The 22,524-nt window shown below is 66.7% G+C and carries 21 protein-coding genes; 10 read left to right on the forward strand and 11 right to left on the reverse strand.

The window, feature by feature from the left end:
* Nucleotides 1-19: 19 nt before the first annotated feature.
* Together Verru16B_RS00390 and Verru16B_RS00395 are read left to right on the forward strand one after the other, a co-directional pair.
* A complete protein-coding gene (locus Verru16B_RS00390; protein WP_069960435.1) occupies nt 20-790 on the forward strand; it encodes an AMP nucleosidase in 771 nt (256 codons plus the stop codon).
* Between the two features lie 134 nt (nt 791-924).
* A complete protein-coding gene (locus tag Verru16B_RS00395; protein WP_069960436.1) occupies nt 925-1,617 on the forward strand; it encodes an MBL fold metallo-hydrolase in 693 nt (230 codons plus the stop codon).
* A 52-nt stretch (nt 1,618-1,669) separates the two neighbouring features.
* Here the strand turns inward: Verru16B_RS00395 and Verru16B_RS00400 are convergent, their stop codons facing one another.
* Complete coding sequence (locus Verru16B_RS00400; RefSeq protein ID WP_069960437.1) at nt 1,670-2,638, reverse strand: hypothetical protein; 969 nt, start codon at nt 2,636-2,638, stop codon at nt 1,670-1,672.
* Nucleotides 2,635-3,552, reverse strand: coding sequence for an SCO family protein (locus Verru16B_RS00405; protein ID WP_069960438.1), 918 nt, complete (start codon nt 3,550-3,552; stop codon nt 2,635-2,637). The genes Verru16B_RS00400 and Verru16B_RS00405 overlap by 4 nt, the downstream gene beginning before the upstream one ends.
* Before the next feature lie 98 nt (nt 3,553-3,650).
* On the opposite strand from Verru16B_RS00405, the gene Verru16B_RS00410 reads away from it, so the two are divergent.
* Genes Verru16B_RS00410 through Verru16B_RS00420 form a run of 3 tightly spaced genes read left to right on the forward strand, consistent with a single transcriptional unit; the run spans nt 3,651 to nt 5,998 of the window.
* A complete protein-coding gene (locus tag Verru16B_RS00410) occupies nt 3,651-4,613 on the forward strand; it encodes a COX15/CtaA family protein (RefSeq protein ID WP_069963527.1) in 963 nt (320 codons plus the stop codon).
* Nucleotides 4,610-5,521: a heme o synthase gene (gene cyoE / locus Verru16B_RS00415; protein ID WP_069960439.1), complete on the forward strand. Its 912-nt coding sequence runs from the start codon at nt 4,610-4,612 to the stop codon at nt 5,519-5,521. Before Verru16B_RS00410 ends, cyoE begins: the two co-directional genes overlap by 4 nt.
* A 33-nt stretch (nt 5,522-5,554) precedes the next feature.
* Complete coding sequence (locus Verru16B_RS00420; RefSeq protein ID WP_069960440.1) at nt 5,555-5,998, forward strand: DUF420 domain-containing protein; 444 nt, start codon at nt 5,555-5,557, stop codon at nt 5,996-5,998.
* 235 nt (nt 5,999-6,233) lie between these two features.
* Here Verru16B_RS00420 and Verru16B_RS00425 read toward each other — a convergent pair whose 3' ends face one another.
* Nucleotides 6,234-6,746, reverse strand: a complete 513-nt coding sequence (locus Verru16B_RS00425; RefSeq protein ID WP_069960441.1) for a plastocyanin/azurin family copper-binding protein — start codon at nt 6,744-6,746, stop codon at nt 6,234-6,236.
* Between the two features lie 206 nt (nt 6,747-6,952).
* Between Verru16B_RS00425 and coxB the strand changes: the two genes are divergently transcribed.
* The 4 genes from coxB (at nt 6,953) to Verru16B_RS00445 (ending at nt 11,649) form a co-directional block, all read left to right on the forward strand.
* Entirely contained in the window at nt 6,953-8,251 is a 1,299-nt protein-coding gene (gene coxB, locus Verru16B_RS00430) for a cytochrome c oxidase subunit II (RefSeq protein ID WP_069960442.1), read from the forward strand.
* A gap of 102 nt (nt 8,252-8,353) precedes the next feature.
* Nucleotides 8,354-10,369, forward strand: a complete 2,016-nt coding sequence (ctaD, locus tag Verru16B_RS00435; protein WP_069960443.1) for a cytochrome c oxidase subunit I — start codon at nt 8,354-8,356, stop codon at nt 10,367-10,369.
* Between the two features lie 45 nt (nt 10,370-10,414).
* Nucleotides 10,415-11,248 (forward strand): cytochrome c oxidase subunit 3, encoded by an 834-nt coding sequence (locus tag Verru16B_RS00440; RefSeq protein ID WP_069960444.1) that lies wholly within the window; start codon nt 10,415-10,417, stop codon nt 11,246-11,248.
* Between the two features lie 47 nt (nt 11,249-11,295).
* Nucleotides 11,296-11,649, forward strand: a complete 354-nt coding sequence (locus Verru16B_RS00445) for a cytochrome C oxidase subunit IV family protein (RefSeq protein ID WP_069960445.1) — start codon at nt 11,296-11,298, stop codon at nt 11,647-11,649.
* 69 nt (nt 11,650-11,718) lie between these two features.
* Here Verru16B_RS00445 and Verru16B_RS00450 read toward each other — a convergent pair whose 3' ends face one another.
* Both Verru16B_RS00450 and Verru16B_RS00455 read right to left on the reverse strand, forming a co-directional pair.
* Entirely contained in the window at nt 11,719-13,518 is a 1,800-nt protein-coding gene (locus tag Verru16B_RS00450) for a tetratricopeptide repeat protein (RefSeq protein WP_069960446.1), read from the reverse strand.
* Complete coding sequence (locus Verru16B_RS00455; protein WP_069960447.1) at nt 13,503-14,807, reverse strand: FG-GAP repeat domain-containing protein; 1,305 nt, start codon at nt 14,805-14,807, stop codon at nt 13,503-13,505. Before Verru16B_RS00455 ends, Verru16B_RS00450 begins: the two co-directional genes overlap by 16 nt.
* 210 nt (nt 14,808-15,017) lie before the next feature.
* Between Verru16B_RS00455 and Verru16B_RS00465 the strand changes: the two genes are divergently transcribed.
* Nucleotides 15,018-15,821, forward strand: coding sequence for a cytochrome c oxidase assembly protein (locus Verru16B_RS00465; protein WP_069960449.1), 804 nt, complete (start codon nt 15,018-15,020; stop codon nt 15,819-15,821).
* Nucleotides 15,822-15,928: 107 nt separating this feature from the next.
* Here the strand turns inward: Verru16B_RS00465 and Verru16B_RS00470 are convergent, their stop codons facing one another.
* The 6 genes from Verru16B_RS00470 to Verru16B_RS00495 form a co-directional block, all read right to left on the reverse strand.
* The gene (locus tag Verru16B_RS00470; protein ID WP_069960450.1) at nt 15,929-17,341 is read right to left on the reverse strand and encodes a M20/M25/M40 family metallo-hydrolase; all 1,413 of its coding nucleotides are present in this window, start codon (nt 17,339-17,341) and stop codon (nt 15,929-15,931) included.
* Nucleotides 17,342-17,544: 203 nt separating this feature from the next.
* Entirely contained in the window at nt 17,545-18,525 is a 981-nt protein-coding gene (gene cysK / locus Verru16B_RS00475) for a cysteine synthase A (protein WP_069960451.1), read from the reverse strand.
* A gap of 83 nt (nt 18,526-18,608) precedes the next feature.
* A complete protein-coding gene (locus Verru16B_RS00480; protein ID WP_069960452.1) occupies nt 18,609-19,373 on the reverse strand; it encodes an ABC transporter permease in 765 nt (254 codons plus the stop codon).
* A complete protein-coding gene (locus tag Verru16B_RS00485) occupies nt 19,373-20,176 on the reverse strand; it encodes an ABC transporter ATP-binding protein (protein WP_069960453.1) in 804 nt (267 codons plus the stop codon). Before Verru16B_RS00485 ends, Verru16B_RS00480 begins: the two co-directional genes overlap by 1 nt.
* Nucleotides 20,173-21,132, reverse strand: a complete 960-nt coding sequence (locus Verru16B_RS00490; protein WP_069960454.1) for an ABC transporter substrate-binding protein — start codon at nt 21,130-21,132, stop codon at nt 20,173-20,175. The genes Verru16B_RS00485 and Verru16B_RS00490 overlap by 4 nt, the downstream gene beginning before the upstream one ends.
* A gap of 17 nt (nt 21,133-21,149) precedes the next feature.
* The gene (locus Verru16B_RS00495) at nt 21,150-22,520 is read right to left on the reverse strand and encodes an OprO/OprP family phosphate-selective porin (protein ID WP_083269988.1); all 1,371 of its coding nucleotides are present in this window, start codon (nt 22,518-22,520) and stop codon (nt 21,150-21,152) included.
* Between the last annotated feature and the right edge of the window lie 4 nt (nt 22,521-22,524).

Consider the following 22,524-nt stretch of genomic DNA (forward strand, 5'->3'; position numbering starts at 1 on the left):
GTGGGCAAAAGCAACTCGTATGGAGACCAAACAACAAATCGTCGCCAACTGGCTGCCCCGCTACACCGGCGTGGCCCTCAAGCAGTTCGGCCGCTACATCCTGCTCACGAACTTCGACCGCTACGTTGAGCTCTTCGCCCAGTGGCACCGCGTGCCCGTCCACGGCCGCCACAAGCCCATGCTCAGCGCCACCGCGGGCAACATCTCGATCATCAACTTCGGCATGGGCAGCGCCACCGCCGCCACGGTCATGGACCTGCTGAGCGCCATCAACCCCAAGGCCGTCCTCTTCCTCGGCAAGTGCGGCGGCGTGAAGCACCGCGCCCGCATCGGCGACCTCATCCTCCCCATCGCCGCCATCCGCGGCGAGGGCACGAGCAACGACTACTTCCCGCCCGAGGTCCCCGCCCTGCCCTCCTTCGCGCTGCAGAAGGCCATCTCCACCACCATCCGCGAGCACAAGAAGGACTACTGGACCGGCACCGTCTACACCACCAACCGCCGCGTCTGGGAACACGACAAGATCTTCAAGACCTACCTCAAGAAGATCCGCGCCATGGCCGTCGACATGGAGACCGCCACCATCTTCATCACCGCTTTCGCCAACGAGACGCCCGCCGGCGCCCTGCTCCTCGTCTCCGACGAGCCCATGACCCCGCAGGGTGTGAAGACCGCGGTCAGCGACAAGGCCGTCGACGACGCCCACGTCATCTCCCACCTGCGCATCGGCCTCGATTCCCTGAAGCAGCTCATCAACAAGGGCGTCACGGTGAAGCACCTGAAGTTCTGACCCAACCGGCGGAATTTCCCCGCGGATAACGCCGATGAACGCGGATCAATCCTGAAGTCAGGAACAGTGCCCACTCCACCCATGCCTTTATCCGCGCCCATCCGCGTTATTCGCGGTGAATCCGTCCCCTCCCCATGCTGATCCGGATCAAGGGCGCCATTTCCAACTGCTACCTGCTGCTCGGCGAGCGGCCGGTGCTGGTGGACACCGGCGCGCCGGGCGACCTCAAGCGCATCCTCGCCGGCCTCAAGGCCCATGGCCTGGCCCCGGCGGACCTCGCCCTGATTCTCCTCACCCACGGCCACAGCAACCACGCGGGCTGTGCGGCGGAACTGCAGCGCCGCAGCGGCGTCCACGTCGCCCTGCACGTCGGCGACGCCGAGCTCGCCCGCACCGGTCACAACGGCGTGCTGGCGCCCCAGGACATCCTCGGCCGCGTGCTGCGTCCCTTCGTGGACGAGCCCTTCGAACCCTTCGAACCCGGCCTGCTTTTCCGGGACGGTTTTTCGCTGGAGCCCTACGGGGTGAAGGGCCGCGTGCTCGCCACCCCCGGCCACACCGCCGGCTCCGCCTCGGTGGTGCTCGCGTCGGGCGAGGCGATCATCGGCGACGTGCTGCGCGGCAGCTTCGTCTGGCCCAACAAGTCGCGCCCCCACTGGTTCTGCCGCGACCCCGAGTCCAACACCCGCAGCATCGTGCGCCTCGCCCGCGAGGGCCTGCTGCGCTGCCACCCCGGCGTCTTCGGCAGTTTCCCGGGCACGGAGCTCGGCCAGTACCTCCGCACCGACACGGGCGAGGTCATGGCGCTGTCGGGCGAGCCGGTTTAGCGCCTGCGGCGCGCCATACCCAGCCCAGTCGGCCTGTAGGGCGGGATCGCCGCTACGGCAATACATCCACCCAGAACGGCGCGAACACCTCCGTGCCGCCGAGGTCCACCTGGGCCCAGATGACGTAGCGGCCGGGCTGCGGGATCGTGATCTTGAAATTCAATTCCGGGTTCAGCGCATCGGGCGACTTGGTCAGGTCCGTTTCCATCGGGTGCAGGTGGGCGAAGCCGCTGCGCGCCTCGTCGAAGGCGACCAGGTGCGCGAAGGCCCCCATCACCGGCTGGAGCGGCACGGGTTCCTTGACCGTGCCCGGGCTGCTGATGCGGAAGGTCAGGTCGGTCGGCTGCCCGGCATGGAGCACCGGCGGCAGCCCGAGCTCAAACCGGAAACCCCGGTCCAGCCAGGTGGTGTTGCCCGTGTTGATCACCGTGGGCACCGCCCCGGGCACCGTGAAGTCCGCCGCGGCGTAGAGCCCGCGCTGGGTCGCCGCCGGCGTGAAATCGGCGAACACCCGGTACACGCCCGAGCGGCGCGGCGTGAGCGTGAACACCCATTCCCCGTCCCGCCGGCCCGGCTCGGGGTGGACGTGTTGGTAGTCGGAGAGTGTCGGATCCACGACGAGCAGGTGCAACTTGCGCGTGTGCGCGATGATCAGGTCGGCGGGGCCGATCGGCTTGCCGCTGGCGGTGCGCAGCGTGACCGTAAACTCCACCGGCTCGTTGCGGGCCGGCGCCCCGGCGGCCTTCAGGCCCATCACCACCGGTGAAAGCACGGACACGACCGGGATGAACTGCGGGTTGGCCGGGTCGCAAAACTCGATCGCCCCCTTCCCCTCCACCCGGAAATCCATGTGGTTCACATTCGAGCCGCCCGGCAGCAGGCGGATGCCGACGTAGAGCGCCAGCGCCACGGAGGTAATCACCAGCACCTGCCCGCGCGCCCCCAACCCCGCCCCGCGCGGGGCGGCGCTTTGGCGCGGCGGCGGCGCCCCGGCTTCACTGAGTTCGTCGAGCTTGTTCATCCTTTTTTGAGCCTCCGCACGAAATCATCGACCCGCCACACGCTGCCGTCCTCGCGGTGGATGATCCGGCCCTCCTCATTGATGAGCACGGTGGCCAGCGTGTGCTTGATCGTGGCCCCCTCGAACTCCCGGATCACACCGAGCTGCGCCAGCAGGTGCCGCACGGCCGCGTCGGGCCCGGTGAGGAACGACCAGTTCGACGTGTCCAGCCCGCGCGTCTCGGCGTAGTCCCGCAGCACCCCGGGGGTGTCGTACTCCGGGTCGAGCGAGATGGAGACCAGTTCAAAATCCTTCGCGCCGGCCGCGCGCGCCGCGGCCTGCAATTGCCCCATCCGCAGCGTCGCCGCGGGGCACATCGTGGCGATCGGGCAGCGCGTGAAAATGAAATTGAGGACGACTTGCTTGCCGCGGAACCGGCTGGCCGGCACCGCCCGCCCGGCCTGGTCGAGCAGCGTGAAGGTCGGCAGCACCTCGCCGATCTCCCGGTAGGCCTCCTTGCCGCGCATCGCCGTGTCCTGGGCAAGGGCCTTGGCCGCCGCGTCGAGCGATGTCCGGGTCACGGTGTCGTCGGGCCAGATCTTCTCGAGCCAGTAGTCCCCGCCGCGCTCCACCAGCTCCGCACGGATGCGCTGGCCGGGCTGGGCGTTGGCCAGGTCGGCCGCGGACACCTTGAACTCCATCGTCATGGCCGGCATGTACCCCTTGATCTCGTCGTGCGTCACGAGCAGCGCCGAGCTCGCGGGATCCGCCTTGAGGATCTCCCCCGTCAGGGCGTGGCGGACCTCCACCGGGACCGCCGGCGTGGTGCCAGCAACGGGGGCGGATGCCGCCGGCTCCGCTTTTTTCGCACACCCGGCCGCGACCATAAGGACGCATGCGACGGCGGCGGCGGCGGACGAATACCTCGGCTTCATGCCCCCAACCCATTTGCCAACCCCGGGAATTGTCAAAAGGTTTGCTCCATTCCGGCCCGGGCTATGACCTGCCGGATTCCACGTCATCATCCCGCCTGATGTCCCGCACCCCCACCTACAAGCCCGCCCTCGCCTGGTTCGCCGCCCTCGGCAGCCTCTGGGTCTTCGTGCTCGTGGCGCTCGGCGCCCTGACCACCACGATCGGCGCCGGCATGGCCTTCCCCGACTGGCCCCTGTCCAACGGCTCGGTCAACCCCCCGGGCTGGCTGACTGAGCTGGACAAGTTCGCCGAGCACTCGCACCGCCTCTCCGGCGCCGTCATGGGCCTCGTCACCATCGGGCTCGCCGTCTGGCTCCACCTGCGGGAGGAGCGCCGCTGGCTCCGCCGGCTCGGCTGGTGGGCGCTCGGCATCGTGATTTTCCAGGGCCTGATCGGCGGCAAGCGCGTGCTGCTCGACACCATTGGCGTGCCGGGTTTCGACATGACCCTCGGCCAGATGCTGCGCCTGCCCCACGGCATGCTGGCTCAGGTCTATGTGTGCGTGCTCTTCGCCATCGTCGCGGGGTTGTCGCGTCCGTGGATCGAGAACACCCTCGGCCAGGCCGGCCCGCGCGTGCGCGCGCTGGGCTGGTGGTGCATGGTGCTGCTCTTCGTCCAGCTCGGCGTGGCCGTGACCATGCGCCACAACTACGCCGGCATGGTCATCCCCACCTTCCCGCTCTCCACGCCCGACGGCGCCCTGCTCCCGGCGGCCTGGGATTACCGCGTGGCCCTGCAGTTCACCCACCGCGTGATGGCCGCGCTGATCGGTCTCGGGGTGGCGGTGTACGGCCACTTCCTCTGGCGGGAAAAGACCCTCCACCCGCTGGTGCGGGGCGGCAGCCTGGTGCTGATCGCGCTGGTGGCCCTGCAGATTTTCCTCGGGGCCAAGATCATCTGGACGGGCCGGAGCGTGACGATGACCACCGGGCACGTGGTGATCGGGGCGCTGACGCTGGCGACGACTTTTGTGGTGGTTTTCCTCACGCGGCGTGATTCCGTCGAGGGCCGCACCGCATGACCGACACCGCCACCCCGTCCCTGACCGAAGCCCCCCAGGCGACCTGGCGGCATTATCTCGAGCTGACCAAGCCGCGTCTGAGCTTCATGTCGGTGATCACCGCCATGGTCGGCTACCTGGCGGCGGTCCCCTACTCTTACTGGGATTTGAAGCGTACCCTGCTGGTCGTGCTCGGCACGGCGCTGTGCGCGGGCGGCGTGGCCGCCCTCAACATGTGGATGGAGGGCGACACCGACGCCAAGATGCAGCGCACCGCCGGCCGCCCGATTCCGGCCGGCATCATCATGCCCGGCTCGGCGTTTGTTGTCGGTTGGGTGCTGTGCATCGCCGGCCTCGCCGTGTTGTTCAAGCTGGTGAACGGGATGTCGGCCTTCCTCGCCCTCGCCACCATCGTCGCCTACCTCGCGATCTATACGCCGGCCAAGCGCTGGTCGCGGTGGAACACCGAGCTCGGCGCGATCAGCGGCGCCCTGCCCCCGCTCATCGGCTGGGCCGCCGCCGGCCGCTCGAATCCCGCGCTGGGCTGGACGATGTTCGCCATCCTCTTCACCTGGCAGATGCCGCATTTCTTCGCCCTCGCCTGGACCTACCGCAAGGACTACGCCGCCGCCGGCATGCCCATGCTCTCCGTGGTGGACCCGAGCGGCCGCAAGGTCTCGCGCTGGACCTTCATCTGGACCGTGTTGCTGGTCGCCTCCAGCCTGATGCCGACGCTGCTCGGCTATTGCACCTGGTACTATGGCACGGCCGCCGCCCTTCTCGGCCTATGGTTCCTGCGCGCGGCCTTCCTATTCCTCGACCCGGCGAAGCGTGAGACGCTGGCCCGCCGCGTGTTCCTGATTTCCATCGCCTACCTGCCGCTGCTGCTGACCGCGCTCGTGGCCGACCGGATGATTTTCAAACTGTAGGCGCCCGCGTGCCGGCGCCCACCCCTCCCTCCCATGACCGTCCAAGACATCCCCACCTTCAATGCCGCGCTCAACGCCACGGCCACCGTGCTGATCAGCGCCGGCTACGTGCTCATCAAGCAGGGCAAACGTGAGGCGCACCGCGCCGTGATGCTTTCGGCCGGCGTCGTGTCGGCCCTCTTCCTCGTCGGCTACGTGGCCCACAAGATCCTGGTCCGGGGCGTGCACACGCCCTTCGGCGCCGAGAGCCCGGCCTTGCGCGGGATCTACTACACGATGCTGCTCACGCACATCGTGCTGGCCATCGCCATCGCCTACCTCGTGCCCAAGACCTTCGCCATCGCCCTCAAGGGCGATTTCGAACGCCACAAGCGCTGGGCCAAGATCACGTTTCCGCTCTGGTTGTACGTGTCCGTGACCGGCGTGCTGGTCTATTTCTTCCTCTACCAGTGGTGGCCGGCCACGCCGGCGGGGTGAGGTGCGAACCCGCGGGCGAGGTCGCCCGCGCTCCAAGGACGGGGCAATTTGTAGGGCGGGGTCGCCGACGGAGGCTTGGCGTAGATGGCGAAGCAACCCCGCCACGCACACGGCATGGTGACCGAACGGAGGCGGGGTTCGGCGACCCCGCCCTACAACTAAAAAAGCCGGGCCAAAGGCCCGGCTTCGAAGCTTTCGCGAGCAAGCTCGCTCCCACCCAAGGGCACGAATGAGCTTACTTCACCACCATCACGCCCTTCATGCCCGACAGGAAGTGGGCCGGGAAGGAGCAGAGGAAGGGGTACTCACCGGGCTCGGTGGGGGCCTTGAAGGTGATTTCGTCGCTCTGCTTGGGCCCGAGGAGCTTCGTGTGCGCGATGACCTGATCGGCCTTGGCCGCGGGGGCGTACTCGGTGGCGGCGGCCATCACGGCGGCATCGGCGTAGGCCTTCACGTCGGCATCCTTCTTCAGGATGATCAGGTTGTGGCCCATGGCGACCTTGGGCATGGTGCCCAGGTTGGTGAAGATGACCTTCACGTCCTGGCCGGCGGTGACCTCGAACCGGGTCAGGTTGAACTTCATGCTGTCGTTGGCGGTGATCTCGATCACGGCGGGGGCCGGGGCGGCGGGGGCAGTCGGGGTCGCGCTGGAGGCGGCCGGGGCGGCGGCGGTGGTCTCTTCCTTCTTGCCACAACCGGTGAGGACCAGGGCGCACAAGAGGAGGGGGAAAGCGTGGATTTTCTTCATGGTGGGGGCAAAATGCACAGCCTGGTGAATCGCGCAATCGCTTAGCTCGGTTTGCTACTAAACTTATGCGCGGAACCGCCGATGATTATAGCCCGAGGTGGGGGTCAATGGATGCACAGTTTTGTTGTTGAAATGACCAGCAATATGCGAAGCCTGCCCCGATACACTTGACGCAGCGCACACCGCTGATGCCGCCACTGTTACACATGACCCGCACACGCTCCGCCACCCGCCCCCTTTTGCGTTACACCGCCGTCCTCGCCGCCGGCCTCGCCCTCCTGCTCCTCTCGGGCTGCAAACTGGCCGAGGTCTTCAGCCTCAGCGGCCCCCAGTCCACCATGGTGACCGCCGGTCCCGTGGCCAAGACGCAGTGGGACCTCTTCATGGTCACCGTCTACGTGACCACGTTTATCTTCGTCATCACCGGCGCCGTCCTCGCCTACGCGCAGATCAAGTTCCGCGCCAAGTCCGAGGCCGACGAACACGCCGAGGTGCCCGCCGAGGCCGGCCACGGCAATCCCTTCGTCGAGATCGGCCTCATCGCCGGCTCCGTCGCCCTCCTCGTCATCATCGCCATCCCCACCGTCCAGGGCATCTGGTACACCCACGACGTCCCCGAGGCGGAAAAAGGAAGCGCGATCGAGATCAACGCCACCGGCTACCAGTGGTGGTTCAAGTTTGAGTATCCTTCCGAGATGGTCGCCCAGCCCTTCGGCGGCGAGGCGCCCCTCGTCACGGGCAACGAGCTGGTCGTCCCGGCCGGCACCCCGGTCCGCGTCAACCTCCGCACCATCGACGTCATCCACAGCTTCTGGATCCCGAAGCTGGCCGGCAAGGTGGACATGATGCCCAACCGCGCCAACCACCTCTGGTTCAAGGCGGACAAGCCCGGCTACTTCTACGGCCAGTGCGCCGAGTATTGCGGCGAGTCGCACGCCATCATGAAATTCCGCGTCATCGCCCTTTCGCTCTCCGACTACGTGAAGTGGGTCGAGAACCAGAAGCAGGCCGCCCGCACCGTCACGGCCCAGTCCCTCGCCGCCGCCACGGTGAACGAGCAGCCCAAGGCCTCGTTCGCCGGCCTGAGCAGCACCAGCCCCGGCAGCACCTTCGGCAGCTCCCCGCAGTTCGATACCGACCCGTTCGCGGGCTGGCAGGCCAAGCAACGGCTCGATGCCGGCGAGGACGCCGGCCTGATCGCCACCGGCCGCAAGCTTTTCGCCGACAAGACCTGCATCACCTGCCATACCGTCCGCGGCCATGAGGGCATCGGCATCACCGGCCCTGACCTCACCCATGTCGGCGCCCGCACCTCGATCGCCGCCGGCGTCCTCGAGAATTCCGCCGAGCGCCTCCACCAGTGGATCAAGGACCCCGAGTTCTTCAAACCCGGCAACAAGATGTACCATGGCGGTTACATCGACGTGCAGACCAAGCAGCCGAAGTTCACCCTCACGGACACCGAGATCGACGCCCTGGTCGCCTACCTCCACAGCCTGAAGTAAGGAAAAGGTGAGAGTGAAAGTGCCAGGGTCCTGACCCGAAAACACGCTTCCTTCTCACCCCACTCCCCCTCCCTCTCCCTTTCCCTCCCACTCTCTCCTCCCATGGCCCAAGCCATCGCCAAATCCGACTACACGGGCAAGCCGCACGCCCCCGCTGCCCCGAAGCAGACCTTCGAGCTCATCGCCCGCCCCACCGCCAAGACCGGCCTCGTGGGCTGGCTGACCACCGTCGATCACAAGAAGATCGGCATGATGTACGGCGGCTTCGCCATCATGTTCTTCCTCATCGGCGGCCTGGAGGCCCTCATGATCCGCACCCAGCTCATGGTGCCGAACAACCGCTTCATCAGCGCCCAGCTCTACAACGAGCTGTTCACGATGCACGGCACCACGATGATCTTCCTCGCGGTCATGCCCCTGAACGCCGCGTTCTTCAACCTGCTCATCCCGCTGATGATCGGTGCGCGCGACGTCGCCTTCCCCCGCCTCAACACCTTCTCGCTCTGGGTCTGGGTCGTCGGCGCCATCCTGCTGAACGTCGGCTGGCTGACCCACTTCAGCGACGCCTTCAAGGGCTTCGGCGGCGCCCCGGACATCGGCTGGTTCGGCTACGCCCCGCTCACCTCCAAGATCTTCACCCCTGACATCTCGACCGACCTCTGGGTGCTCGGCCTCCAGGTCCTCGGCCTCTCCTCGATCGTCGCCTCCCTGAACTTCATCGTCACGATCATCAACATGCGCGCCCCGGGCCTCACCATGATGCGCCTGCCGGTGTTCGTCTGGATGTCGCTCGTCACCAGCTTTCTCCTCATCCTCGCCCTGCCCGCCATCGCCATCGCCCTGATCGAGGTCATGATGGACCGCAACTTCGGCACCAGCTTCTTCGAGGTCTCCGGCGGCGGCCAGCCCATCCTCTGGCAGCACCTGTTCTGGGTGTTCGGCCACCCCGAGGTGTACATCCTGATCCTCCCCCCGATGGGCTACGTCTCCGAGATCCTGCCCACCTTCTCGCGCAAGCCGCTCTTCGGCTACCCGATCGTGGTCTTCTCCGGCGTCGCCATCGGCTTCATCGGCTTCGGCGTGTGGAGCCACCACATGTTCACCACCGGCATGGGCACGATCGCCACCGCCGCCTTCGCCCTCGCCACCATGGCCATCGCGGTGCCGACCGGCGTCAAGATCTTCAACTGGATCGGCACCCTCTGGGGCGGCCGCATCGTCACCCGCACGCCCATGCTGTTCGCCCTCGGCTTCATCTGGATGTTCATGCTCGGCGGCTTCTCCGGCATCATGCACTCCGCCGCCCCGGCCGACGCCCAGCAGCAGGACAGCTACTTCGTCATCGCCCACTTCCACTACGTGCTGATCGGCGGCGCCACCTTCGCGCTGCTCGCTGCCATCCACTTCTGGTTCCCGAAGTTCTTCGGCCGGATGGTGCCCGAGTTCTGGGGCAAGCTCAGCTTCTGGATCATCTTCACCGGCTTCAACGCCACGTTCTTCCCGATGCACTTCCTCGGCCTGAACGGCATGCCCCGCCGCACCTGGACCTACGACGCCAACATGGGCTGGAACCAAGGCAACATGTTCGCCACCTGGGGCGCCTACCTGCTCGGCGTCGGCATCTTCACCTACTTCGCCGTCCTCATCTGGAGCCTCTTCAAGGGCCAGAAGTGCGGCAACGACCCCTGGGACGCCCGCACCCTCGAGTGGTCCATCCCCTCGCCCCCGCCGGAGCACAACTTCGACGCCATCCCGACCGTCCACGCCCGCGACGGCTGGTGGTATGAGAAGACCCACAAGGAGGAGATCGCCAAGGAGAAGGCCGCCCACATGCAGGCCGAGGAATCCCATGGCGGCATCCACATGCCCGACCAATCCTGGTACCCGCTCGTCGCCTCGATCGGCCTGCTCATCGCCACCTACAACTTCGCCCAGCTGCGCTACCCGGTCACGATGTTCGGCAACCAGGTACTCGCCTCCCACCTCCCGCTGGCCATCACCGGCGGCGTGATCATGGTGCTCGGCCTCTACCTCTGGTCCCTCGAGGGCCCGGGCGGCTACCATCTCCACATCGACAAGGACGGCAAAGTGAAGGAATCCCGCGGCGGCGCGCACTAAGCCGGCTGACCCTCAACTCTCAGCTCTCAACTCTCACCTTTTCTCATGAGCAGTCACGCGGCCTCAGGCGCCATTGATCATCATCACGACCACACGACGTCGACCGGCATTCCGAACAAGAAGCTCCTTTGGTGGGCCTTCCTCGCCTCGGACTGCATGTTCTTCGGCGCGCTGATCTCGACCCACCTCGTCTACCGCCTGAACCCGCCCCCGGGCAACGCGGTCCCGACCCAGGTCTTCAACATCGAGCTCACGTCGTTCTCGACGTTCATCCTGCTCATGTCGTCGCTGCTCATGGCCCTCGCCGTGAACGCCATCCAGCGCGGCAACCTCAAGAGCACGCGCACCATGCTGCTCGGCACGATGTTCTTCGGCTGCATCTTCCTCGGCGGCCAGGTCTACGAGTTCGAGCACTTCGTCCATGTGTACAACATGACGCTCTCGAACAGCATCTTCGGCTCGACCTTCTACACCCTCACCGGCACCCACGGCACCCACGTCGCCATCGGCGTGCTGCTCCTGGGCATGATGTACGTCCGCACCTTCAAGCCCACCCACGGCAACGGTCTCCTGAAGAACTTCGTCCACCTCGCCGCCGTCTGCGTGGTGATGGGCGTTTCCTTCATCTGGCTCGTCCCCGGCGGCATTGAGATGGTGTACGGCCTCGCCCCCGCGGAGTTCTTCAAGGAAGCGGGCATCCCGCTGGCGGTCGGCGCCGCCGCCCTCGCCCTGACCTTCTGGCTCGGCCGTGACACGGGCGCCGTCGAGTTCGGCGAAAAGAACGCCGGCGACATCGAGGCGATCGGTCTCTACTGGCACTTCGTCGACATCGTCTGGATCATCATCTTCACCGCCGTCTACCTCCTCGAATACCTCTGATTCCTTTTCGGGTCTCAAGTTTCAGGTCTCTCATCCCCTTTCCTCCCATGTCCGCCCCTGCCACCACTCACGCCGACGCCGGCCACCACGAGCCGAGCAAGTTCCATTTCTACATCCAGGTCGCCATGATCCTGGCGGTCGTCACCGGCATCGAGGTCGTGCTGATTTACCTGCCCCTCGCCAAGTGGGTTGTCGTCACCGCGCTGCTGACGCTCTCCGCCGGCAAGTTCCTCGCCGTTATTTTCTATTTCATGCACCTGCGCTGGGACAAGGTGTTCTGCACAATCCTGTTCTTCATCGGACTGGTGCTGGCCGGCTTCACGCTGTGGGCCCTGCTGCACCTCTTCGGCGCCCAGGCCAGCATCCCGCTCACGGCCACGGCCGGCCTGCTGCTGTTCTGAGTCGGAGCCCATGCCTCCCTCGCCGCACCCTGACCGGTGCGGCTTTTTTGTGCCCTGCCCACAAGCGGCTCAGGGCAACCGGTCCAACATTGCCTGTACCCGGCCGCCCACGGCGGCATCGTTGCGGCGCCGTGCCTCCGCCGCGACCGCCTCCAGGATCCGCCGGGCGTCGGACGTCCGGTTGATCCGGGCGTAGGCCTCACCCAACGCCAGCGCCACCCGCGGATCGGTCGCCTGCAGCTGGTAGGATTTCTCCAAGGCTGGCAGCGCTTCGTCCAGCCGACCCAGCTGCAACAGGTGCACGCCGAGAAATCCGTTCAACTCGGGCGACTCGGGCACCGCCGCCAGGCCCGCGCGACAGGCCTGCTCCACCCCGGCCGGATCGCCGCGCCGCGCAGCCTCCAAGGCGGTCAACAGGTGATAACGCGCCATCAGGGACCGCGCGTTCGCCAGGCCGGGAAACTGCCGGTAATACGGCAGGACATAAGTGGCCGCCGCCGGCAGGTTGCCCGCCTCCAGGGCCAGATAGGCCAGCATCGTGGCCGCCTTCGCCAGCCCCGGTTGCAATTCAAGGGCCTGTTTCAGGCTGGCCACGCCCTCGTCGCGCCGGCCGAGACGCAGCAGCAACAGCCCTTGGTTGGCCACCGGTTCGGCCGAGCCCGGGGCTCGGGCCATGGCCTCCCGATATGCCGCCAAGGCCTCGTCCGACCGCTCACTCGCCGCCAGGGCCAGGCCCCGCAGATTATGAAACCGGCCGGAGTCCGGCATCCGGCCCAGCCCTCGCTCGGCCGTCGCCAGGGCCTTTTCCGGCTGGCGCAAGGCCAGGTAGGCGTCGCCCAGATACGAGAATAGCAGTTCCGTGGCCCGCGGCAGTGCGCTGCCCTGCTCCAGCACCGCGGCGGCCCGGGCCGGTTCACCGGCCTCCAGCAGAAACATGCCGAGATTCTCGAAGCCCTGCGGGTTCTGCGGGTCGATCTGCACCGCCCGCTCAAAATAGGCCCGGCCCCGGTCGCCAAACTTCGTCTGCAGGTCGATCGCCCCCCAGACCACCAGCTGGTCGACATCGCAACACCCGGGCCTCAGCTCGTCCTTCCACGGGTCCGCGGCCGCGCGAAACCGTCCGGCCACCGTGCCCAACCAGCGTTGGTCGGCGGCGCCGGCTGCGTCGCCCTCCTGGGCGAGGATCTCCGCATAGAAATTCCGGCTGGAGGGGAAATCCGGCGCCAGGCGGATGGTTTCCTCGATCAGGCGTTTGCCTTCCGCGCGCCGGTCCTGCTGCAAGGCCACCCGGGCCAGTCCGAGGCCGGCGTAGGGATCGCCGGGGACCAGCCGCGCCCGCGTGCGGTAGGCCTGCTCCGCGCGGTCGAGCCGGCCGGCCTTGAATTCCAATTCCGCCAGTTCCAGCCAGGCCGGGGCGTAGTCGGGGGCGAGCCGGACCGTCTCCTCCAGCCCGGCAAGCAACGCCACCTCATCAGCCCGCATCCGGGCCAGATCGGCGAGATAATAGGCCCAGCGCGCCTCCGCCGGTTCGAGCGTCCGCAGGAAGGTCCAGCAGCGGCCGGCCTCCGCGAGGAAGGAGTTGGCATGATAAATCCGACCCAGGGCCGCCACGCTGGCCGCCGTCCCCCCGTCCGCCTCCACCCTCGCCTGCGCCTCGCGGAGCAACCGGCCCAGTTCGTCCGGTCGGCCGGCCAAGTCCGGCAAAGCCGGCCGGTCGACCCACGCCGCCGCGCCCGCCGAGCGCGACCCCCAATAGGCCATCCCCCCGCCGAGCAGCAACGCCGCCAGCAAGGCCCCGGGGAGCCAACGCAGCGTGGCGGCAGGCTTCGCCCCGCCGGCGGGGCCAGGCCGGTTTACTTTCTTCGCCATAGGGTGACGCTGCTCATGTTTTCCCACGGCGGAAACGCATGGAAGCCGCCGGTCACGATCACCGGCACCCCGTTGCCGTCGAGATCACCGACGGTGGCGGTGATCAGGTGGGTCGGCTGGCGGGCCAGGACCACCGGGGTGAAATTCTGCCGGCCATCGTTGAGCCAGGCCATGAGCGAAACGGCATCCGGCTTGTTCCAATCCGCAAAGGGGCTGACCGCCAGCACGTCGAGGTGACCGTCGCCGTTGAGGTCCGCTGCGTTCGGGCCGAAGGCGCCGGGCATGTCCCCGATACGGTGAAACTTGAAATTCCCGTCGCCGCGGTTTTCGAGCCATTGCAGGCCGAACCAGGGCCGCACGCCCAGGCCGAGGTAATCCAACGCGTCGCCGTTGGTGAACAGCAGGTCGGGCCGGCCGTCCCGGTTGAGGTCGGTCTCGGTGAGCCCGCTGCCGCCGTATTGCTCGTTGGTCGAGCCCCAGAGCACGCGGTCCTTGAACGCCCCGTTCCCGAGATTCTGGATGAGATGAACCTCCTCCCACTCCTGCGTGATGAGGGCCGCGATGTCGGGCCGGCCGTCGCCATCAAAATCCGCCACCGGGGTGTGGATACAGCCGGACTGCGTGTTCACGACCCGGCTCTCAAATCGCCAGCCGCCGAGGTTTTCCAGCCAGCGGGTCTCGCCCTGGTCGTAGCCAAACTGCCCGGCCACGAGGTCGAGGCGGCCGTCGGCATGGCCTTTCAGGTTGGCCGCGCGCAGGTCGGTCACGCGCGCCAGCCCGTCGGCCAGGACGCGTTTCTGGAAGCGGGCGTTGTCCAGGTTCTCGAGCACCACGATGGCGCCGATGCGCTCGTTCGTCGGGAGGATCTTGCCCATGCTCGCCACCAGGACGTCGCGCCGGCCGGTGCCGTTCACGTCCGCCGCCCAGACGTGGGCCGGACCGGGGATGTCCTCGCCGATGATGTGCTCGGTAAAGGTACCCCGCGGGCTCTGTCGGATCCAGCGCACGGAATTTTTCTGGGCCTCGCAATAAAGCACGTCGGGCAGGCCGTCCTGGTCGAGATCCGTGATCTGGACGTGCGTCACCCAGGGCCGGCCGAATTCGGCCGCCGGGGCGCCGATGGCTAGCGGCTCGTAGGCGAGGCTCACGACCGGCGGGGTCGGAGCGCCCCCGGGGGACAAGCCGGCCGCCGCCTTGGGCCGGGCCAGAATCAGCATCAGACCACCCCACCCGGCCAGCACCGCCCCGAGCAGGGCGAGCACAATCAAGATGGGCCGGGGCACGGACATGAAAGAGGAGAAGGTAGCCCTGAATTTAACCGCGCAAGTCAAATACCGCCCATGGGATCTGCAGCCCACGCCCGGATCCCTCGCCCTCGGGCCCTGGGCGGCAGCGATGAAAATTACGTGCCGCGATAGCGGCCTTGATACCTGGACCTGCCGCCATGAATTTTTGTGACTTCTTGTGGCCAAACCTGCATTGGTATCTCCTGTATCCCCATGATCGATTGGACCCACTGGCACAATGAACCCATCCTCATCGGCGGGCTCATCTTCCTGGGCTGGCTCTACGCCATCCTGACGGGCCCGTTGCGGGAGAAGCTGGTTGCCGGATCCCCTTACCCACGCGGCCACGCCGTCCGCTTCTATGCGGGCCTGGTCATCTTCTACCTCGCCGTGGGCTCGCCCCTCGACCAGCTGGGCGAGCGTTACCTGCTCAGCGCCCACATGCTGCAGCACCAGCTGATCATCTACCCGGCCGCCATCCTGATCCTCCTGGGCCTGCCCGACTGGCTCGTCTCCCCGCTCACCGGCCGGGCCGGCCTGCGCCCGATCCTGCGCGTCCTCACCCACCCGGTGGTCTGCGGCGTCACCTACACCGCGGTCATCACCGGCTGGCACATGCCCCTGCTCTACGACCTGGCGCTCCAAATCCGCCCGATCCACATCCTCGAGCACTTCACCATGTTCGGTGCCGCCCTCTTCTACTGGTGGCCCCTGCTGAGCCCGTCCCGCGAATACCCGCCCATCGCCTACGGCTGGCAGATGCTCTACCTCGCGGCCGTGCTCATCGGCATGACCCCGGTCTTCGCCTATATCACCTTCTCGCAGGACGTCCTTTACCCGACCTACGAATACGCCCCGCGCATCACGTCCCTCACCGCCGCCGCCGACCAGCTGCTCGCCGGCGCGATGATGAAGCTCATCGGCATGAGCGTGGCCGGCCTGGCCTTCACCGTCAGCTTCTACCGCTGGTACCAGGCGACGGAGAAAAAATTTCCGGCGCTCGGCAAGCGCCGGTGATCATTTGTAGGAGCCTGCTTGCAGGCTTCTACAACTGCAAACCGGTCCAGCCTGTCATCCGTAGCCTTGGCGCAGGATGAAGGCCGGGTTCCACCTCAAGCCAGCGCCTACGGCCGCGCCGCCGCCAGGTCCAGCACCACGTCCCAATTGAATTTCAGGAACAGGTGCAGGGCCTCCTCCAGAATACGTTCCTGGTCGCTGTGGGCGCCGAAGCCCCGCGGGCCGTCCTCGCTGTCGATCATGGGACCGATGCCAAAACACTGGATGCCCTTCTGGCGGAGGTAGGCCATGTCGGTCGCACCCGTGCTCATGGTCGGCAGGGTGATGACGCCATAGTGCCGCCGGATGCCAGCCTCGATCGCCTCGAAGGCTTCGGTGTTGAGCCGTGAGGGCGGCGCGCCCGGCCGGGAATGACCGGGGGCCCGCTGGATCTCGATCGCGGGGTCGTTGATCACCTTCGTCATCTGCTCAAGGAAGGCCGCCATGTCCTCGTCGGGTAGCGCGCGCACGTCGAGCGTGGCCTCGACCTCGGACGGGATGACGTTCACCCGGTAGCCGCCGGTGATGATGTTGGGCGAGATCGAGGTCCGGATCATGGAATTGTAGAACGGCACGTTGACGGCGAAGTACTCCTGCGCCGCGCCGGACTCGTCACCCTGCAGGATGCTCTGGTAGCGCACAGCCTCCTCGGGCGGGCTGATGGCAGCGAGGCGCTCGAAGAAGGCCCGCGTGGTCTCGTTGAGGCGCATCTCGGTGCGCCAGTCGGCGACGGCGGCGATGGCCTTGGCGAGATGGACCACCGCGTTGGAGCGCAGGGGCACCGACCCGTGGCCGGCGACGCCCCGGGCCACGAGGCGCAGGCGGTTGGGGATTTTCTCCGTGGTCTGCACGCTGCCGTACTGGACCTTGCCGCCGGTGCGGCGCACGCCGCCGCCCTCGGCCAGGCAGAACTCGGCCGCGATCTCGTCAAAATGCTTCTCCACCATGAACTCGATGCCGAATTGCACCGAGCCCTCCTCGCCGGCCTCGGCCAGGAAGATCACGTCGCGGTCCAACGGGACGCCGCTGCGCTTGAGCAGGAGCATCGTCATGAGGTTGATGGCGACGTTGTCCTTGTCGTCGACCGTGCCGCGGCCGTAGATGAAACCGTCTTCGCGGTGGGCGGAGAACGGCGGGTGCGTCCACTTCTTTGGGTCGATGTTGACCGTGTCGGTGTGCGCCATGAGCAGCAGCGGCGGCTTCTTGCCGGTGCCCCGCAGCCGGGCGACGACGTTGGGGCGGTTGGGGTCCAGGGCGAAGACCTTGACCTCGATGCCCTCGGCCGTGAGCACCTCGCGGAGGTAGTCGGCCACGGGCTTTTCGCCGCCCGGGGGATCGCTGGTGTCCATCCGCACGATGGCCTGGAAATGCTGCAGCGTCTCCGCCTCGACCGCGGGCCAGTCCGGCAGCGGGCGCGGATCCGCCGCCCGAGCCACCGCCAACAACAACGCCAGGACCCCACCCGCACGAAGGAATGTCATGGTCCGCAGGCAAGCAGAAGCCCCGCCCCGGGCAAGGCTTTCCCCGGGCGGCCGAACCCCACCGATCACCCATCACTGGAGCCACGGCGACCTCGCCGTGGTCTTTCCAGTCGTGTCGTCGCTGAGGCCGGACCTAGGCCCGACCCGACAAAAAAGCCGGCACTCGCAGGTGCCGGCTTGGATCAAAAGACAATTCGCGTGCCTCAGGCACCCGGCGCCACCAGGTCGTCGATCGAATCGCTCTCGACGTTCACGTCCGCGAAGAGCCACGTGGACAGGTAGCGCTCGCTGCTCGACGGGATGATGGCGACGATCCGCTTGCCCTTGTTCTCGGGCCGCTTGGCCAGCTGGAGGGCGGCCCAGACGGCGGCGCCGGAGGAGACGCCGATCGGGATGCCATCGAGCTGGTTGACCTGCTTGGAGACGGGGCCGGAGTCGGCTTCCTTCACGCGGATCACCTCGTCGTAGACCTTGGTGTTGAGCACCGCGGGCACGAAGCCGGCGCCGATGCCCTGGAGCTTGTGCGGGCCGGGGGCACCGCCGGAGAGGACCGGGGAGGCATCGGGCTCGACGGCCACGATCTTGACGCCGGGGTTCTTGGCCTTGAGGACCTCGCCGACGCCGGTGATGGTGCCGCCGGTGCCGATGCCCGAGACGACGAAGTCGACCTTGCCGTCGGTGTCCTTCCAGATCTCCTCGGCCGTGGTCTTGCGGTGAATGGCGGGGTTGGCCGGGTTGGCAAATTGCTGGAGGATGACCGAGCCCTTGATCTTGGCCTGCAGTTCCTCGGCCTTGGCGATGGCGCCCTTCATGCCCTTGGGCCCTTCCGTGAGGACAAGGCGCGCGCCGAGGACCTTCAGGAGCTTGCGGCGCTCGGTACTCATCGTCTCCGGCATGGTGAGGATGAGCTTGAGGCCTTTGGCGGCGGCCACGAAGGCCAGGGCGATGCCGGTGTTGCCGGAGGTGGGCTCGATCAGGACGGTGTCCTTGGTGATCTTGCCGGACTTCAGCGCGTCATCGATCATGGCGAAGCCGATGCGGTCCTTGACGCTGGACAGGGGGTTGAAGAACTCGAGCTTGAGCAGGATCTCGGCCTGCGCCCCGTGGGCGGCGGCGGTGCGGTTGAGCCGCACGAGGGGGGTGTTGCCGATGGTCTCGGTGATGTCGTTGTATATCTTGGCCATGATCGTCGTGGGTTGGGTTGGACTGGAGGGTGAAAACTAGCCGGTTGGAGTCGGGGTGCAACCCCGGGAATTGTCTTAAGCGCTCACTTTTCGGTGCCCCAGCGCCGGTGGAGGAAGGTCTCGAAGGGCGAGAAGAGGATTTTGTCGGTCAGCAGGCCGATGAGCACGATGATCATCATGATGGCCACGACCTGCTCCATGGCGTGCAATTCACGGCCATAGTGCAGCAGATGCCCCAGGCCGAAACCGGTCAGGATGGTCACGTAGATCTCCGCGGCCATGAGTGACCGCCAGGCAAAGGCCCAACCCTGCTTCATGCCGCTGACGATGAAAGGCAGCGAGGCGGGCAGCATCACGTGCACCCAGGTGTGAACCCCGCTGGAGCCCATGGTGCGGGCGGCCCGGATGTAGATCGGGTTCACGTTCCGCACGCCGGTTTCCGTGGCCAGCACCACCGACCAAAGCGTGCCCATGACCACGACGAAAAGCATGGCACCCTCGGTTTGGCCAAACCAGAGCAAGGCCAGCGGCACCCAGCAGACGCTCGGCAGGCCCTGAAAACCCAGGGCCAGCACGCCGAGGGTGTCACGCAGCGCCTGCACCCGGGCGGTCAGAAACCCCAGCGGAACCCCGGCGAGCAACCCGATGAAGTAGCCCGCCAGCAGGCGCTTCATCGTGACGACCGTGCTGGACCACAACGATCCGTCGAGGGCGATCTCCCAGAGGTAGCGGACCACGCTTTCGGGGGAAGGCACCAGGACCGGCGACCAGATGCGCCGGACATAGGCCCAGTGCCAGGCGGCGATCAGCAGCGCAAAAAAGAAGGCGGCGGTAAGGAAGCGCTTCATCAGATGCCGGCTCCGTGTTCCATATGATCCTTGAGCGCCCGGGTGATGCGCGTGGCGTAGCCCGCCACCTCGACGCTATTGATGTCGCGGGGCCGGGGCAGGACGACCTTGAACTCCTCGCGGATTCGGCCGGGATGCGGCGAGAACAGCACCACCCGGTCGCCGAGGCAGACGGCCTCGCGCACGTTGTGCGTGACAAACACGATGGTGACATGCCGCTGCTCCCAGATGCGCTGGAGGTCGCCGTAGAGCTGCTCGCGGGTCATGGCGTCGAGCGCGGCGAAGGGCTCGTCCATCAGCAACACGCGCGGGTTCGGGGCCAGGGCGCGGGCCAGGGCGACGCGCTGCTTCATGCCGCCGGAAAGCTCGTGGATGTTGGCGTGGCGGAATTTTTCCAGACCCACCAGCTTCAGGTAGTAGTCGGCCACGTCGCGCCGTTCCTTGTCGGTCAGCCCCGGCTTGCGCTTGAGGCTGAACATGACGTTGCCGAAGGCATCGAGCCAGGGAAAGAGGGCTGATTCCTGAAACATCATCATCCGCTCACGGCTTGGTCCCTTGACCGGCTGCCCGGCCGCCGAAACCCCGCCCTGGCCGGGCATTTCCAGCCCGGCAATCATGTTCAGGAGGGTGGATTTCCCGCAGCCGCTGGGCCCGACCAGGCACACGAACTCCCCCTCGGCGACCTGCAGGCTCACATTGTCGATGGCATGCACGGGCCCGCGCGAGGTCTCGAACCATTTCGAGACTTTCTCGATGGCCAGACGGGCCGAGGGCGGGGCTTGGAGTTCGGTTGCGAGGGTCATGGCTGGCCGGAGAACAGGCGGTCGAGGGGGATGGCGTTGCGCAGGAACCCGACACCCTGGGCCTCGGTGACCAGGACCTCAAACTGCTTCTGCGTCACCTGGTCGGAAAATTGCAACCGCCGCCAGGCGCTGGTCACGATGGCCTCGGACATCTCCCGCTTCATTTCGGCGCTCAGGCCGGCGCGAACCTTGGCCCGGGCCTCGGCGGGGTGCTCGTTCAGCCAGACGGTGAGTTCCTGATGGGCGGCCTTGAATTTGTTCACGAGGTCCGGATGCGTCCGCAAAAACTTCACGCTGCTGACGAGGACGGTCGTGACGGCGTCCGTCTGTTCCAGGAATACCCGCCCCCCGGCCTCCAGTTCCAGCCGCGAGACCCAGGGTTCCACGGTCCAGACCGCGTCGAACTTGCCCTGTTGAAAGAGCGACAGTTGCTCGGGATTGGGCGTGGGGAGCACCAGCACGTCACCGCCGGTCATCGTGACCTTGAATCCATGCTGCTTGAACCAGGCGCGGGCCGCGACGTCCTGCGTGTTGCCGAGCTGGGGCGTGGCCACGCGCCGGCCCTTGAACTGGTTCACGGCGGTGATCCGGCCATCGCCCGGGACGACCAGCGCGGCGCCCCCCAGGGTGGCGCCAGCCAGCACCCGGATCTCCTCGCCTTGCGAACGGATGAAAGCATTCAGCGCCGGATTGGGACCAACATAAGTCAGGTCGATGGAGCCGGCAAAGATCGCTTCCATGGCGCTCGGGCCGGCGTTGAAGGCATACCATTGGATGACGACGTCCGGGCCCAGGCGCTGTTCAAACCAACCCTGTTTTTCCCGGGTGGAATGACTGCCGATCACACCCTGAGCGTGGGTGATGTTGGGGAAATAGCCCACGCGCAGGGTGACTTTCTCCGCGCGGGCGAGACCCACACCGAGCACGAGGAGGAGCAGAAGGAAAATCGGTTTCATGAGTTCTAAAGGTGGAATCAGAACGAGACCTGAAGGCGGCTGATGAAGGTGGTTTCGTCATCGGCGATGAGGGCGGTCGTCGCGGGCGCGGCGCCCGGGGCGAGGTCGAACTCGTTGTGATAAAGATTGAATCCAGCGCGCACGGAACGGGAGAGAAACCAGTTCAGGCCGACGGCATAGGTGGTCAGTTGCGTGGCGCTGGTGTTGGGATTCGCCAGGCGGGCGGCCGCGGGACCGCTGAAGACCGTATCGTCTATGTCCACGCCGGCGATGCGGCCCACGATCTCGAACGCACCCCAGGTGCCGGCCGAGGGGCTGAAGACGGTCCTCGGTGTCACCCCGCGGTAAGAGTTGGCCTCCCCCGTCAGCACCCAGCCGGCGGAGAGGTTGTAGGCGTGGTTCTTGACCTCCCGCACCCCCAGGGCCGCCCGCTGCACGTCGATCGACGAGATGACATATTCGGCCAGCAGCCCAAAGGGTCCGCGGTAGAAGTAACCTTGCGGCGTCACGGTCAGGCCCGAGCCGGCCGCGACGACGCTGGCATCGTAGGTGAAGAAATTCTGCTGGCCGTCGGTCCGGTAACCGGCGGCGCGGCCGGCGGTCGTGGCGTAGTCGCCGGCGCTGACGGCGACGCCGACGCCCAGCCCGTTGAGGAAGGAATCCTTTTCGTTGGCAAAGGGCGTGGCAAACAGGCGGGCGGCGATGGTCTTGTCGGTGTCAAAATCGGTGCCCGACGAACTGGCGCCATCCGGCACGCCGTTCAGCAGGGCGACGGTGTAGTTCACGGTCTGCCCAAGAAGATCACCCTGGACCTGGAGGCCCACGTCGCGCACCGGGGTGAGCCCGCTGGCCACGGAGCGCTCGTTGAAGAAGGCGACCGGGTCCGATTGGAGCTGCTCGAGACCGACGGGGACCTTGAACTTGCCGAGGCGTACGTTGAAGGCGGGCGAGATGGCGGCATTGACGTTGGCGTCCAGGATCTGGACCGTGCCGGACAATTCGGGTTGAAGCACGTAACTGAAGATCTGGCTGAAGCGGCCCTCGACGATGAGCCGGGCGCGCCGCACGAGGAAGGTGTCAGCCGGGTCGTTCGCCGCGTCATACCAACGGTAGTCGGCCTGCACCAGGCCGCGCAGGCGGAGGGAATTCTGCCCGTTGGCCGAGGCGATCTCGATGCGGCCGTCGGCGGCGGTGACCACCGCCGGCTTCGGCGCGGCCGCGGCGGCCTCGTCCTTGAGCTCCTGCTTGCGCTCAAGCACGAGGATTTTCTGTTCCAGGGCCTGCAGCGCCTGGCGCAGGTCCGAGAGTTCGTCCGCGCGGGTGGCGGATGTGAGCACGGTCAGCACAAAAAGCGCGGACGCGAATTGGGTAAGGTGTGAGTTCCTCATGGGA

Origin of the sequence: Lacunisphaera limnophila, assembly GCF_001746835.1 — a bacterium.
Taxonomy (GTDB): Bacteria; Verrucomicrobiota; Verrucomicrobiia; order Opitutales; family Opitutaceae; genus Lacunisphaera; species Lacunisphaera limnophila.

Coding starts and splice junctions, on each gene's coding strand:
- Verru16B_RS00390 (WP_069960435.1), top strand. CDS start 20: ATGGAGACCAAACAACAAATCGTCGCCAACTGGCTGCCCCGCTACACC.
- Verru16B_RS00395 (WP_069960436.1), top strand. CDS start 925: ATGCTGATCCGGATCAAGGGCGCCATTTCCAACTGCTACCTGCTGCTC.
- Verru16B_RS00400 (WP_069960437.1), bottom strand. CDS start 2,638: ATGAACAAGCTCGACGAACTCAGTGAAGCCGGGGCGCCGCCGCCGCGC.
- Verru16B_RS00405 (WP_069960438.1), bottom strand. CDS start 3,552: ATGAAGCCGAGGTATTCGTCCGCCGCCGCCGCCGTCGCATGCGTCCTT.
- Verru16B_RS00410 (WP_069963527.1), top strand. CDS start 3,651: ATGTCCCGCACCCCCACCTACAAGCCCGCCCTCGCCTGGTTCGCCGCC.
- cyoE (WP_069960439.1), top strand. CDS start 4,610: ATGACCGACACCGCCACCCCGTCCCTGACCGAAGCCCCCCAGGCGACC.
- Verru16B_RS00420 (WP_069960440.1), top strand. CDS start 5,555: ATGACCGTCCAAGACATCCCCACCTTCAATGCCGCGCTCAACGCCACG.
- Verru16B_RS00425 (WP_069960441.1), bottom strand. CDS start 6,746: ATGAAGAAAATCCACGCTTTCCCCCTCCTCTTGTGCGCCCTGGTCCTC.
- coxB (WP_069960442.1), top strand. CDS start 6,953: ATGACCCGCACACGCTCCGCCACCCGCCCCCTTTTGCGTTACACCGCC.
- ctaD (WP_069960443.1), top strand. CDS start 8,354: ATGGCCCAAGCCATCGCCAAATCCGACTACACGGGCAAGCCGCACGCC.
- Verru16B_RS00440 (WP_069960444.1), top strand. CDS start 10,415: ATGAGCAGTCACGCGGCCTCAGGCGCCATTGATCATCATCACGACCAC.
- Verru16B_RS00445 (WP_069960445.1), top strand. CDS start 11,296: ATGTCCGCCCCTGCCACCACTCACGCCGACGCCGGCCACCACGAGCCG.
- Verru16B_RS00450 (WP_069960446.1), bottom strand. CDS start 13,518: ATGGCGAAGAAAGTAAACCGGCCTGGCCCCGCCGGCGGGGCGAAGCCT.
- Verru16B_RS00455 (WP_069960447.1), bottom strand. CDS start 14,807: ATGTCCGTGCCCCGGCCCATCTTGATTGTGCTCGCCCTGCTCGGGGCG.
- Verru16B_RS00465 (WP_069960449.1), top strand. CDS start 15,018: ATGATCGATTGGACCCACTGGCACAATGAACCCATCCTCATCGGCGGG.
- Verru16B_RS00470 (WP_069960450.1), bottom strand. CDS start 17,341: ATGACATTCCTTCGTGCGGGTGGGGTCCTGGCGTTGTTGTTGGCGGTG.
- cysK (WP_069960451.1), bottom strand. CDS start 18,525: ATGGCCAAGATATACAACGACATCACCGAGACCATCGGCAACACCCCC.
- Verru16B_RS00480 (WP_069960452.1), bottom strand. CDS start 19,373: ATGAAGCGCTTCCTTACCGCCGCCTTCTTTTTTGCGCTGCTGATCGCC.
- Verru16B_RS00485 (WP_069960453.1), bottom strand. CDS start 20,176: ATGACCCTCGCAACCGAACTCCAAGCCCCGCCCTCGGCCCGTCTGGCC.
- Verru16B_RS00490 (WP_069960454.1), bottom strand. CDS start 21,132: ATGAAACCGATTTTCCTTCTGCTCCTCCTCGTGCTCGGTGTGGGTCTC.
- Verru16B_RS00495 (WP_083269988.1), bottom strand. CDS start 22,520: ATGAGGAACTCACACCTTACCCAATTCGCGTCCGCGCTTTTTGTGCTG.